At 61.1% G+C, this 13,204-nt stretch carries 9 protein-coding genes; 4 read left to right on the top strand and 5 right to left on the bottom strand.

The genetic code is table 11. The features are described 5' to 3' along the window. Positions 1-422: 422 nt before the first annotated feature. Positions 423-2,750: an HsdM family class I SAM-dependent methyltransferase gene (locus DU475_RS24550; RefSeq protein WP_205524475.1), complete on the top strand. Its 2,328-nt coding sequence runs from the start codon at positions 423-425 to the stop codon at positions 2,748-2,750. Continuing rightward, complete coding sequence (locus tag DU475_RS20140) at positions 2,751-4,244, top strand: hypothetical protein (RefSeq protein ID WP_164633125.1); 1,494 nt, start codon at positions 2,751-2,753, stop codon at positions 4,242-4,244. Positions 4,245-4,330: 86 nt separating this feature from the next. Here DU475_RS20140 and DU475_RS20135 read toward each other — a convergent pair whose 3' ends face one another. From DU475_RS20135 to DU475_RS20125, 3 genes are all read right to left on the bottom strand, one after another. Continuing rightward, positions 4,331-5,161, bottom strand: a complete 831-nt coding sequence (locus DU475_RS20135) for a GAF domain-containing protein (protein WP_164633124.1) — start codon at positions 5,159-5,161, stop codon at positions 4,331-4,333. Beyond that, positions 5,124-5,456 (bottom strand): PAS domain-containing protein, encoded by a 333-nt coding sequence (locus DU475_RS20130; RefSeq protein ID WP_164633123.1) that lies wholly within the window; start codon positions 5,454-5,456, stop codon positions 5,124-5,126. The genes DU475_RS20135 and DU475_RS20130 overlap by 38 nt, the downstream gene beginning before the upstream one ends. A gap of 814 nt (positions 5,457-6,270) precedes the next feature. After that, a complete protein-coding gene (locus DU475_RS20125) occupies positions 6,271-7,896 on the bottom strand; it encodes a peptide chain release factor 3 (protein WP_164633122.1) in 1,626 nt (541 codons plus the stop codon). Positions 7,897-8,126: 230 nt separating this feature from the next. On the opposite strand from DU475_RS20125, the gene sugE reads away from it, so the two are divergent. After that, positions 8,127-8,441, top strand: coding sequence for a quaternary ammonium compound efflux SMR transporter SugE (sugE, locus tag DU475_RS20120; protein WP_013502925.1), 315 nt, complete (start codon positions 8,127-8,129; stop codon positions 8,439-8,441). Positions 8,442-8,477: 36 nt separating this feature from the next. Here sugE and DU475_RS20115 read toward each other — a convergent pair whose 3' ends face one another. Beyond that, positions 8,478-9,488 carry an inorganic phosphate transporter gene (locus DU475_RS20115; protein WP_013502926.1) on the bottom strand — a complete coding sequence of 337 codons (1,011 nt, stop codon included), beginning with the start codon at positions 9,486-9,488 and terminating at the stop codon, positions 8,478-8,480. A 14-nt stretch (positions 9,489-9,502) separates the two neighbouring features. Continuing rightward, positions 9,503-10,147, bottom strand: coding sequence for a DUF47 domain-containing protein (locus DU475_RS20110; protein WP_047309936.1), 645 nt, complete (start codon positions 10,145-10,147; stop codon positions 9,503-9,505). Positions 10,148-10,712: 565 nt separating this feature from the next. Between DU475_RS20110 and DU475_RS20105 the strand changes: the two genes are divergently transcribed. After that, on the top strand, positions 10,713-13,204 hold a 2,492-nt coding region (locus DU475_RS20105; protein WP_164633121.1), incomplete at its 3' end, for a DUF4407 domain-containing protein.

Here is a 13,204-nt window from a genome sequence, read left to right as displayed (position 1 = left end):
GCCCGGTGGTGGTGCACTACACGTTCGAAGCCGTGGCCGGCGGCACCCGCTTCACCCGCATCCTCCGCAATCCGGCACGGCCGAAACCGCCGACGCCCGAGATGGTCGAGCGGATGAGCGCGGAGGCGGAGCTGGGGCTGGGGAATATCAAGAGGAATGTGGAGCGGCGGTGAGCCGACCGGAGAAGCGGCGGTGAACGGGCCGAGTCGGCCTTTTGGCCGCTGTGGGGCAGAAGCGGAAGTGCTGCCACCGTTCAGGCACCGTCCTCTAGCGTCGCAAGAGGCCGATCGACGAGGCGACCCGGCTGCGACGCACCTGAGAGCACCTTGCCCCCCCTGTCATAGACAGGAGTCTTCCCAAGCCGTAAGCAATTGGGTGACGGAATCAGCGTGAAAGCTGGACCCTAAAACGAGGACGCGATAGTGAGCACTCGGAAGCTCAAGGCAAAAGAGACCGGCACAAGGAAGAGCCCTCCAACAGAAACGCCCGTCCAACCAACTCCCCTCTCTACAAGCTCCCCCAAAACCTCATTCGCCGAGGCCAAACTTCGGTTCGACAGCAACCATGCAGCGGCGACTCACGCCGAATGCATTGTTCCTGTACGTGGCAAAGCTCACACGCCGATGCAGATCCGCTCGGGCAGCGGACAGCCGAACGAAGAATACTACAAATGGCAATTTATTAGCGCCATTGTGATGAGTGGCCTCTACCCGAAAGACTACATTGGCGTCGAAGTTCACTTCCCCAAAGGAAACAAAAATTCCGCTGCCTTGCAGTTGGACGGCGCGATCTTTGATGATGCTGCCTGGGTAGAGCACTACAATTCATATTGGACATCACGGAAGTCCGCCGATCTTGAGTGGCTCAACGAACATCTTATTGCGGTCATTGAGTTCAAAAAGGGCGACAAGGAAATTGAGAAGGTATTCACGGGCCAAGTGAAGCCTGCGATGAGAGAGAAAGAACCCGCAAGCGCATACGTTTTGGGCGTCTACTATGATGCTGAGCGTCTATACCTATTCCAACGGAAGAATGGCTCGGTTCTCCGTTACGACGAGTCGAAGAACCAAAAAGGACTAGACAGCAAGATCGGCGATTTGTCGCTCCACCTACCTGACGCTTACGCGTACATGCCCAGCATGGACGACCTCAAACGTCGAATCAACCGCCCCTCAACGCTCGATAGATCAAGTCGAGGAATCGAGGCGCTCGACGTGATAACGTCAATTGCGTCCGTCCAAATACAGACAGCCTTTTCCGACGTCCTCCGCGCGCTCGACAAGGCTGGCCTCGTAAACCAGCGCGGCTATGCAATGCTGATCCAGACGCTCGCGCTCAAAATCTTTGACGAAAAGCGGAACGAACGCTCACCGCAAAAGCATCTGGATTTTTACATCACCGACGCCGAAGCTAACTTCAAAAGTCTATCTGAAGCTCCGATTCAAAAGTTCATCGCTCGGATGAAGGCGATCCGACAAGACGCGTCCTCTCAGTACAGAAAAATTCTCAAGAACCAAGATATTGACTGGAAGAATCCAAACCAAATTCGCTCGATGGCCGCGGTCTGCCGAGCCTTTCAGGATTACTCTTTTGTTCGATCGGCAAAGAGCGACCTGTACCAACTTGTGTTCTACAACTTTGCCAATTCATTCAAGCGAGATGAAGCGGCTCAATTCCTGACGCCCCTTCCGGTCATCGACTTTATTGTCAAGATCGTGAACCCTCGCGACGGCGATACAGTTTTTGACCCATGCTGCGGCATTGGTGACTTTCTCTCGCTCGCTTTTGTCAACGCGGCAGCCAAAACTCCAAGTTGGCAATTGGACGACGCAAACATCTACGGCGTTGACTTGGACGAGAACATGATCACGCTGGCCACGCTCAACATGCTCCTTAATGGTGACGGTGAAGCTAAGCTATTCGACAAACCAGATAAGGGTTCGATCCTAAGCAAGATTGAAAAAGAAGACCCGCCAAAGCTTGTCGAGCTTGATCCCGTTTCACATAGAGCGGGCAATTGGGATGATTGGCACGACAGCACCGAACTCCTAAAATTTGATGTCGTCTTGACAAACCCGCCGTTCGGCGAGGATCGCGCCTTCCGGGTGAAATCTCAGGCGGACCGCGACATAATTGAACTTTACGAGACGTGGCATCTAACCCGGCAGTCATCTGACGAGGATGAAGATGACGATGAAAACCGAAAACAAGGCAAGAGCAAAGCCAAGAGCAAAGCCAAGAGCAAAGGTAGTGATTCGATAGACTTGGGCGTTGTTTTTTTGGAGAACGCCTATCGCGTTCTCAAGGACAATGGTCGGATCGGCATTGTGCTCTCCAATTCCATTGCCTCCATCAACAAATGGGCGAAGATTCGTGAATGGCTTATGGATCGGATGCGCATAGTTGGACTGTTTGATCTGCCTGCGAACGTGTTCGCCGAAACCGGTGTGAACACAAGCATCCTAATTGCATACAAACCCAAAGAGGCTGCTTTGAACAGGCTAAAGGACGAAGGGTACAGCGTCTTTGTGCGTGATATTCACCGCGTCGGGTACGAGAGGCGCACAGCCAAACGAAACGTATTCTTCAATCCCATCTTCAAGATCAACGAAAATACGTTTGAAATTGACGTGGACAGCGCAGGCAATCCAGTGCTGGACGAGGAGTTCACCGAAACGCTTCACGAATTTCGTCAGTGGGCGCTGGGCCAAGAGGAAGCCCTTCAGAAGCTCTTTCTTCGGGAGGATTGATTGCGATACGTTCAAGTTCCGAAGGAAATTAGAAGTCAGGACCTAAAAGGCGAAGGCTTTTGCTTTTCGCCCGGCCGATACGTCCGGTTTATCCCGCCGAAGAAAGCCGGTTCTTCTAGCAAATTTGTTCCGCTCGACAAGCTTGTGACCGTTCGCGATGAGAGCGTGAAGGTCAAAAAGGGTGATCTCTATCGATACGCTGAAATAGGCGACATTGACGTCGACACAGGCGGCGTTGCCTTTCACGCGAGCAAGGGCTTCCAGCTCCCGACTGATCGTCCCCAGCGCGTCAAGAATAAGGATGTATTGATATCGACGGTACGGACCTATCGAAAGGGGATTGGAATGGTCACAGACCATGGCCCTGACCTTGTGGCTTCTCAGGCCATTTTGGCTTTGAGCGGAGTTACGGATTACGCCGAGGGCTTGTCGTTACCCTACATCTTTGCGTTCCTACGCACTGATTTTTTCGTTGAGCAGGTCTGGTCGCTACTCAATCGAGGCGTCTATCCGCGAATGGATACTGGCGCTCTCGGACGAATTTCTATTCCGATTTCCAATGATCCTAGCGTTTGCAGCTTTATCGCTGCACTTGCTGAGGCGATTGCAGAGAAGGAACGCGCGATACGAGCGCGCAACGATCTCTTGCTCGCGTTAATTAGCTCTGAACTTGCCGCGGAACAAGTGATCAGCGAGTTTGCCTATTCGTATCCGAGGCTCTCCGAAATTCGCAACAGGACTCGATTCGATGCAGCCATCTACAGTCGGGAGTACAAGTCGAAGATTTGGCAGGTGACTAACTACGCGAAGGGATATCGAACGCCCACGGAAGCGGGCTTTGTGATCAAGCCGGGTCCAAGTCTCGAAATTAAAATTTTGCGAACGCGCATCGATTCAGAGACGCCGAAACCCGGATTTTACACCTTACTCATCCCCGCAAACATCTCTGAGTACGGGACGATGAGCAAAATCACCTGGCTAGGCACCGCAAAGAAGCTGCCGCTTCTTAAGAGAGGCGATATCTTGTTTGGCGAAGCAGGCTTTCGCAAAGGTCGCTCGATCGTCCTTATTGATGAGCCTCAGAACACCACAACAAATGCACATGGACTCTATGCACGACGCAATGATGACGACATCGCTGAATCAATATTCTTCCGATGTATATTTCACTGGTATCGGAACATGCGGTTAATCGACCTCATGGCCGTCGGCGGCAGCGGCGGCCACTTTTCTCCCGAATACTTCGACAATCTACTGATCCCAAATTTTCCAACCGAACTGAAGGAACGGATCGTAAAGCTCTATCATTCGCCGACTGAGGAATTGTGTGCGCCTCCAAGCCTCGCCGAGTTCGTGGACTACCACCGGCGCAGAAATGACGGGCTGGGTATTTGGCAACTCGAAGCCGAAATGCGAAGACTCGAAGCAGAGCTATCCTTAGTTCTTGAGGACGTCATACAGGGCAAGTCCGTGCGGTTGCCGTGGAACGGATGATTGCGATAAGCAGCGTGCGGCCATGGACCGCAACATTCTACAGATGATAGCTAAGTAGACAGGAGCAGCAAACTCAGAACTAGCGCCTAGGGCCCGACTGCTCCACTCACGCAACGATCCATCTTAGCATCTACAGATACTCGTATGCTTGAGACTGCCGACATTCCCATTGCTGAGACAACAGGTGGAATCACGATCACCGGGCTGACGAACTCCATCTCCAACGTATCGGCGGCTCTGATCCAGAGAGCCGCCGCCGAAGCATCGGCGAACTGGCGAAAGCGCTCCTCGCTTTCGCGCAGCGCCGCCTCGGCGCTGGTGCGCTCGACGGCGGCCCAGGTGCGCTCGGCAATCTCTTCGAGAAGCTGAGCGTCTGCGACCGTCCAGCGTTTTGGCCGGGGGCCGTGAACGGCGAAGCTCGCAACGAGATGTCCGCCCTTGACCAAAGCAACCGACATCAGGGCGGCGATATTCATCGCTTTCCAGTTTGCCTTGTCGAGTTCGGTCAGGTTTGGATCGCTCGCAAGTTCGGGTAGAATCAATTTCTCACCCGAGAGCATCCTCTTGGTGAAGCCGGGAAAATCGGCGAGCGGGTAGTCACCGTCCACAGACTCCCGCCCCTCTGCGGCGTAACTCTGTCGGACGATGGCATACGGAACGCCATGTCGGATTTCGATGCGAGCGTAGTTCGCGTTGGCCATTCTCCAATGCTCACCTGCCAGACGAGCAGCGACGCGCTGGATCTCGTCGGCGTCGATCAAAGGCCGCAACTCGTCGCTGAGCTTGAGAAGGAAACTCTGCCGCTCATGGCTTTCCCGCAGAGCGATCTCAGCGCGCCTCCGCTCCGTTATGTCATCAAACAACGCCGCGAAGCGATCTTTACCGCGAGGATAGATCGTCACCGTATAAACGGTCAAACGACGCCACTTCGTGTTCAAGTCGTCCAGGCCTGCCACCATCGACGATTTTGCCGATCTCGGTCGGCCACCACGCTTCCAAATTGGAAATGATTTCAGTGACGCGCTTGCCTCTGACTTCGTCGCGGCTCAATCCAAGCAGCCGCTCGAACGACGCATTCGTCTCAAAAATGAAGTAGTCAATCGGTCGCCCGTCGGCATCACGGATCAGTTCGCATTCATCGTAGCCTTGAGGCAGCCATTCGATAATCGAACGAAGGCGCTCTAACTCCGACCTAGTTGGTTCGTATTCCATGTGTGACATTTTAGCACGGATTGTAGGTCCAGCGAAGCGGCCCGCAAAGCTCCAGAACCAAGGGAGGTCCACTTTGGGTCATTACCTGACAGGTGCCGATCGTGCAGCTCGCTCGCGTCGTTTTCTTCGATCGTCAAGGTCCGCCAGATCCGCACGACCGGATTGACGCCCCCGCCGAAATAGATTATATTCCTATTCATCTCGTTCGCGAGGGGCGCTTCTCGAGGGCGCTTGCGAGGCGGAGCGGGATACGGCGTCCTGCGCGTCGTGGCTCGCACCCACGCGTCCGGGAGGCTGAGGGTCACCGTCCGCCGCTACTACGAGCGGCCGCCGCTTCAGAGGCTGGACGGGTCGAGTAGAGGCCGGGGAAAGCCCGCAAGCTCGCTCGGTCCCGGAAGAGCGGTCCTTCAGCCAAAAACCGCCGGGGTGGCGCGCCGCAAGGCGACGCGCGGTTCGCGATCTTCGCCGCTCGCGCGGGCGAAGGCCGGATCGCGACACTACCAACGCCGCGTCTTGCGGCGCGCCACCGCCCCTCACTTCGGGGCGGCTCTTCGGGCAAAGCTCGGGCGCATTGCGCCGCGAGGACGTGGATTTGTGGCTGTTTGACATGTGAAGCGGACGTCGCAGCTCGAGCGGAATATTGCTGTGACGCACAGCGCTCGCCCCGCATTCCGCTGTCATCGTCCGGCTTGTCCGGACGATCCAGTAGCCCAGGGCGCTCGATGCAGAGTCCGATGCTCATCTCGGTCGCGCTGCGATACTGGATCCCCGCCTGCGCGGGGATGACGATCGGGGGGGAGGAACGCGATCCGCCTCACCCCGTCTTCTTCACGTCCTTGATTTCCGAGAACACGATGCCCTCGGCGCGGTCGCGGGTGTAGCCGAGATAGAATTCGTTCTTGGCGAGGTACACCGGATCGCCGTCGACGTCGTCGGCGATCGACGAGCCGTTGTTGGCGATGAAGGTCTCGAGCTTCTTGCGGTCGTCGGAGGAGATCCAGCGTGCGAGCTGGAATTCGGAGACTTCGAAATCGACCGGGAGCTGATACTCGGCGGCGAGCCGGGCCTTGAGCACGTCGAGCTGCAGCGGGCCGACGACGCCGACCAGCGCCGGAGCACCGTCGCGCGGGCGGAACACCTGCACGACGCCCTCTTCCGACATCTGCTGCAGCGCCTCTTTCAGCTTCTTGGCCTTCATCGCGTCGGTGAGCCGGACGCGGCGGACGATTTCCGGCGCGAAGGAAGGCACGCCGACGAAGGTGACGTCCTCGCCCTCGGTCAGCGTATCGCCGATCCGCAAGCTACCGTGGTTGGGAATGCCGACGACGTCGCCGGCAAAGGCTTCGTCGGCCACCGAGCGATCCTGGGCGAAGAAGAACTGCGGACTCGACAGCGGCATCGCCTTGCCGGTGCGCACCAGCTTGGCCTTCATGCCGCGGGTCAGCTTGCCGGAGCACAGCCGGGCGAACGCGATGCGGTCGCGGTGGTTCGGATCCATGTTGGCCTGGATCTTGAACACGAAGGCGCTCATCTTCGGCTCGTCGGCGGCGATCTTGCGGGCATTGCTCTCCTGCGCGCGCGGCGGCGGCGCGTAGCGGCCGAGCCCCTGCAGCAAATCGCCGACGCCGAAATTGCGCAGCGCCGAGCCGAAATACACCGGCGTCAGGTGGCCCTCGCGAAACGCCTCGAGATCGAACGGCTTGCAGGCTTCGGTGGCGAGCTCGAGCTCCTCCTTGACGGCGGCGACGTCGAGATTGGGATGGCGCTTGCCGAGTTCCTCGATGGTGATCTGCTCGGCCGCGCCGGTCTTGGCGCCGCCGCCTTCGAGCAGGCGCACGCCGCCGTCGAGCACGTCGTAGGTGCCGAGGAAGTCGCGGCCACGCCCGACCGGCCAGGTCATCGGGGTGGTGTCGAGCGCCAGCGTCTTCTCGATTTCGTCGAGCAGATCGAAGATGTCGCGGGTCTCGCGGTCCATCTTGTTGATGAAGGTGATGATCGGAATGTCGCGCAGCCGGCAGACCTCGAACAGCTTCCGGGTGCGCGCCTCGATGCCCTTGGCGGCGTCGATCACCATCACGGCGGAGTCGACCGCGGTCAGCGTCCGGTAGGTGTCTTCCGAGAAGTCCTCGTGGCCCGGGGTGTCGAGCAGGTTGAACACCAGGCCGTCGAACTCGAAGGTCATCACCGAGGTGACCACCGAGATGCCGCGGTCGCGCTCGATCTTCATCCAGTCCGAGCGGGTGTTGCGGCGCTCGCCCTTGGCCTTGACCTGGCCGGCAAGATTGATCGCGCCGCCGAACAGCAGCAGCTTCTCGGTCAGCGTGGTCTTGCCGGCGTCAGGATGCGAAATGATCGCAAAGGTGCGCCGCCGCGCCACTTCATGGGCGAGCGAAGACGGGGTCGAGGACGGCGCGTCGGCCGGAACAGCGGTGTCGGACATGCGTCAGCCTGTGGCAGGGAAAGCCGGCGCGATCAAGGGCTTCCGGCGGGTCGCCGCGCCCGCAGTTGCGCGGCGCAGCGGCGTCCCTCATATAGGGGTTCGAGGACGACCTCAAAATCACCTTTTCGGCCGGGACGACCCGGCCTCCTCGAAGACCGCGCATTGCGCCGGCGCGCCATCCCGCTGGATGGCCTCATCAAAATTGCCCGGACGTGCGCAAGGAGGCCGCCATGGCCTGGTTCTATCTGTTCGTCGCCGGCCTGATGGAGATCGGCTGGGCGCTCGGCCTGAAATACACCGAAGGCTTTACCCGGCTGGTGCCGACGGCGCTGACCGTGTCGGCGATGGTCGCCAGCGTCGCGCTGCTCGGGCTTGCTCTCAAGACGCTGCCGATCGGCACCGCTTACGCGATCTGGAGCGGCATCGGCGCGGTCGGCACCGCGGCGCTCGGCATCATGCTGTTCGGCGATCCGGCCACCGTTGCCCGCCTGTCCTGCATCGGCCTGATCGTCGCCGGCATCGTCGGGCTCAAGCTGGTCGGCTGACGCCGACAAGTTCGTCCGCAATGACGAAACAGCGCCTCAGAACGTCGGCAGCAGTTTGGTCGCCCAATATGCTGCCGCCGCCACGATCGCCGAGGCCGGGATGGTGATGACCCAGGCGTAGACGATCGAACTCGCCACGTTCCAGCGCACCGCCGACATCCGTCGCGCCGCGCCGACGCCGACGATCGCGCCGGTGATGGTGTGGGTGGTCGACACCGGCACGCCGAGGAAGGTCGCGGTGAACAGCGTCGCGGCGCCGCCGGTTTCAGCGCAGAAGCCCTGCATCGGCGTCAGCTTGGTGATGCGCAGGCCCATGGTGCGGACGATCCGCCAGCCGCCCATCAGGGTGCCGAGCGCCATCGCCGCCTGGCACGACAGCACCACCCAGAACGGCACCGAGAACTCGCTGCCGAGATAGCCTTGCGAGTAGAGCAGCACAGCGATGATGCCCATGGTCTTCTGCGCGTCATTGCCGCCGTGGCCGAGCGAGTACAGCGACGCGGAGGCGAATTGCAGGATGCGGAAGGCACGGTCGACGGCAAATGGCGTCGAGCGCACCGACGCCCACGACACGATCGCGACCAGCACCAGCGCCAGCAGAAAGCCGACCAGCGGCGACAGCACGATCGCCAGCAGCGCCTTGGTCAGCCCGCTCCACACCGCGGCCGACAGCCCGGCCTTGGCGAGGCCGGCGCCGAGCAGGCCGCCGATCAGCGCGTGCGACGAGCTGGACGGGATACCGAGCCCCCAGGTCACCAGGTTCCAGACGATCGCCCCGGTCAGCGCCGCGAAGATCACCGCGGCGTCGATCACATCGGGTTCGATGATACCGGTTCCGATGGTGTTGGCGACGTGCAGGCCGAACACCATGAAGGCGATGAAATTGAAGAACGCCGCCCAGAACACCGCGTAATGCGGCCGCAGCACCCGGGTCGAGACGATGGTGGCGATCGAGTTGGCGGCGTCGTGCAGGCCGTTCAAGAAATCGAACAGCAGCGCGACGGCGATCAACCCGACCAGGATGGGCAGCCCGAGCGATGCGTCCACGTGCGGCCCCTGCCCTAGACCTGCTCGATGACGATGGAATTGATCTCGTTGGCGACGTCGTCGAAACGGTCGGCGACCTTCTCCAGATGGTCGTAGATCTCGGCGCCGACGATGTAATCCATGGTGTTGGCGTTGCGGTGCTTGAGGAACAGCTCCTTCAGCCCGATGTCGTGGAGATCGTCGACCCGGCCTTCCAGCTTGGTGATCTCCTCGGTCATCGCCGTCAGCATCTGCAGGTTCGGCCCGATCGATTGCATCAGCGGCACCGCGCGACCGACCAGATTGGCGCTTTCGACCAATAGCGACCCGATCTCGCGCATCGGCGGCTCGAATTCCCGAACCTCGAACAGCATCACCGCCTTCGCGGTCTGCTGCATCTGGTCGATGGCGTCGTCCATCGAGGTGATCAGGTTCTTGATGTCGACGCGGTCGAACGGGGTGATGAAGGTCCGGCGCACCGCGGTCAGCACCTCGCGGGTGATGCTGTCGGCCTCCGATTCGAAATGGCTGACGCGCTGGCAGTGCACCAGGGTTTCGTCGCCGCCGCGCAGCATGTCCTGCAGCGCCTGAGCCCCCTGCACCACGGTATTGGTATGCTGGGCGAACAGGTCGAAGAACCTCTCTTCCTTGGGCAGAAAGGCTCGAAAGTATCGTAGCATCGGGAGCTATCCGGTTGACGTGACACGAATTCCAAAGGCACACCCGTCCGAAACGGGGCGCCCCGACGCGTCACACGGCCGTCATAAATCACTTCAGGGGCGGACAGGCAACCGTCCATTCCGCACGGTCCCGGCAACCGCCGCGCCGCAACGCTCCGAACAACGGGCCAGCCGGGAGGCGACGCCGTCCCGGCCTCGTCTCGTCCACAGAATTCGCAACTCCTTCGGCCTGCCGGACCATGCCGGCGTCGCCTCCACACCCCGGCCGCTCGCGAATCACTTCAACCCGATGAAGCGAAATCGAGCCGTGCGTCGTCGATACAGAGTGGTAATCGAGGAATGGACGCCCCCATCGGAACCCGCGGTCACGACAAAATAATGAGGACTGCACCGGCCCTCTATCGGGCCCAGGAGATCAGCAACTTCGCAATCGATCACCTGCACTTAGCAGCGATTTCTGAGACCGCACCGGAGCCTGCTGACGCGGTGCAGGAAGCTCGACTCGTATTGAATTTGTTTACGCTCTGTTAGACTCGGCCGACCTGTCACCACCAAACCGCGGCGCATGTCACCGCAGAACTGGGCGGCCATGATTCAACGCGTTCTTGGCATCATCGCTGGCGTCGATCGCAAGACCCTTCAGAGCTGTCCGGCCTCCGACAAATTGTGGGCCGCCCATCTCGGCGCGTCGCTCTGCCTGTCCTTCATCGTCGTGCTCGGTGTGTCGTTTCACGCCACCGGCTACATGATCGACAATATCTGGACCCGGCTGCTGGTCTCGACGGTGATCGCGCTGACGGTGCTGATGTTCGACCGCGCGCTGTGCCAGTCGGACTGGTTCTATCAGGGCACGCTGTGGAACAACGCGCCGATCCAATCGCGCGCCGAAGCCAAGCAGACCGCCTGGCGCTTCGTCCGAGTCGGCATCCGGCTGGCGCTGTCGTTCGGTCTGGCCTGGGTGATCGCGATGTTTCTGGAGCTGGCGATCTTCTCCTCCACCATCAACGAGAAGATCGAGGCTGACCGGGTCGCCGCAAACCAGCCGATCTACGACAAGATCGCCAATTTTGAAGCCGGTCTGAACGCCGAGGCGAAACGCCGGCTCGCCGACATCGAGCAGCTCGAGGCACTCCACCGCGACGCCCTCACCGAGCAGCCGAAGCCGGAGCCGAGTACCCAGGCCCGCACCGAGGACATCGAGAAGCAGATCAAGTCGGTCGCCGACCGCGAGGCCGGGATCCGCGCCGACATCGCCGAGATCGACAAAACGATCCAGCGCTACACCGCCGACATGAATGCCGAAGAGTTCGGATTGAAAGCCGCTCCGAACAATTCCGGGCGGCCCGGCGTGGGCCCCCGCTACGAATTCGCCAAGAAACAGCGTCAGGCGTTCCTCGCCCAGCGCGCCGAGCGCGAGGCCGAAATTCCTCAGCTCCACGCCCGCCGCGATGACCTGCGCGCAGTGCAGGCCAAGATCACTGCCGACGCGCTCGCCGCGCGCGAGCAGGAGCGCGCCGCGATCAAGGCGCGGGCCGATGCGCTGCAACAACGGATCGATGTCGCCCGTGCCGACCTCAAGCAGTTCGAGACCGACAAGGCGGCGAGCGTCGCCGACTTCCGCAAGAAGGTGATGGCGGACTCCTACTTCCAGGATAAGAAAGACAAATTCGATCCGCTGACCCGCATCGCCGCGTATCAGGAGCTGAAGAACGATCCGCGTGACGGCGCCACCATGACGCTGTTCTCGTGGATGACACGGTTCTTCATCATCTTCCTGGAAATCGTGCCGGTGGTTGCCAAGATCTTCTTCTCGCCGCCCAGCGTCTACGCCGCCAAGATTCAGGCGGAGGTCGAACGTGCCCGGCAGCGGATCGAGAACAACGAAGATCTCGAGGACGAAGCACCGAAGCCAGATCCGGCGCCCGCGATGGCCGCCATCACCCTGCCCGCCATGACGCTGGAGCCGGTTTCGATCGCGCAACCCCAGCCTCGGCCCGCTGCGGCCGAACCACCGGCGCCGCAACCAGCCGCCCCCGAGCCGGTCCGCGCGGCGGAACCGCAGCGGCCGGCAGAGCGACCACGGGATTTCGAGGCCCACGGCCCGGCGCCGCGCGAATACGCATCCCGTCAAGACTATGCCGAGCACGACGACCTGCGGCACCGTGACGGTCGCCGGTCCTATGAATGGCGCCACTATGCTGGCCGCGACGACTACGATCACGGCTACGACGATTTCGAGCATCGCGACGTCGATCGCCGCGAGTTCGCCCGGCGCCACGACTACGATCGCTACGACGAACGGCCACGGCGCGCAGCCGCCCGGCGCGCGCCGCCTCAATTCGTCGCCCGCGATTACGCGGTGCGCGACTATGGCGGCCGTGACTTCGGCGAGCCGGAGTACGAGACCAGCGAGATCGACGTCCGCAACCTGATCATGCCGCGGCGCGGCGCGGCGAGACGCGAGGCTTTCGCGGCCGAGACTGCGCCGCGCGTTCGAGTCCCGACTGACAGCCCGGCTCAGGAGCGGGCATCGCGTCTGGAGCCCGCCGCAGAACGCAGCCTACGCTGGCCCGACAGCATTCCGGTCGATGACCTCAACACCCGCGAGCTGGTCCGTCAGGTTCTGGCCGACGCCGGATCCGCCGCGCGCGTCGAACCGCTGCGCGTCGAACCGGCGCCGGCAGAGACGCCGGGCGTCGAAGCGCTGCGCCCGGTCGAGGCCCCCCGCCCCGACCCGATTCACAGTGAACCGGCCGCCCTCGAGCCCGCGACGCCCAAGCCCGCAACGACCGAGCCTGCAGCAGCAGAGCCTATCGTCGTCGCAATGGCTGAACCCACGACTCCGATGCCAGACCCAGAGCCGGCCAACGCGGTCGCCGAAGCGGCACCCGTGCCGCAGGCGCTGGAGCCGGACGTCCTGCCGAACGTGCTGGTGCACGCGCGCCCCGCTCCGGTGGAGCAGCCGCCCCCCTCGCCCCAGGCATCAGCCCCCAGCGATGCCGGGACGGCCAGCGCCGACCCTACCGAGGCCAGCGGCCCGCTGCCGAAATACAGCGC

This window comes from Rhodopseudomonas sp. WA056 (assembly GCF_010906995.1).
Classification (GTDB): domain Bacteria; phylum Pseudomonadota; class Alphaproteobacteria; order Rhizobiales; family Xanthobacteraceae; genus Rhodopseudomonas; species Rhodopseudomonas palustris_G.
Note: the sequence above shows the minus strand (reverse complement) of the source record. Positions and strands in the feature narration are given on the sequence as shown.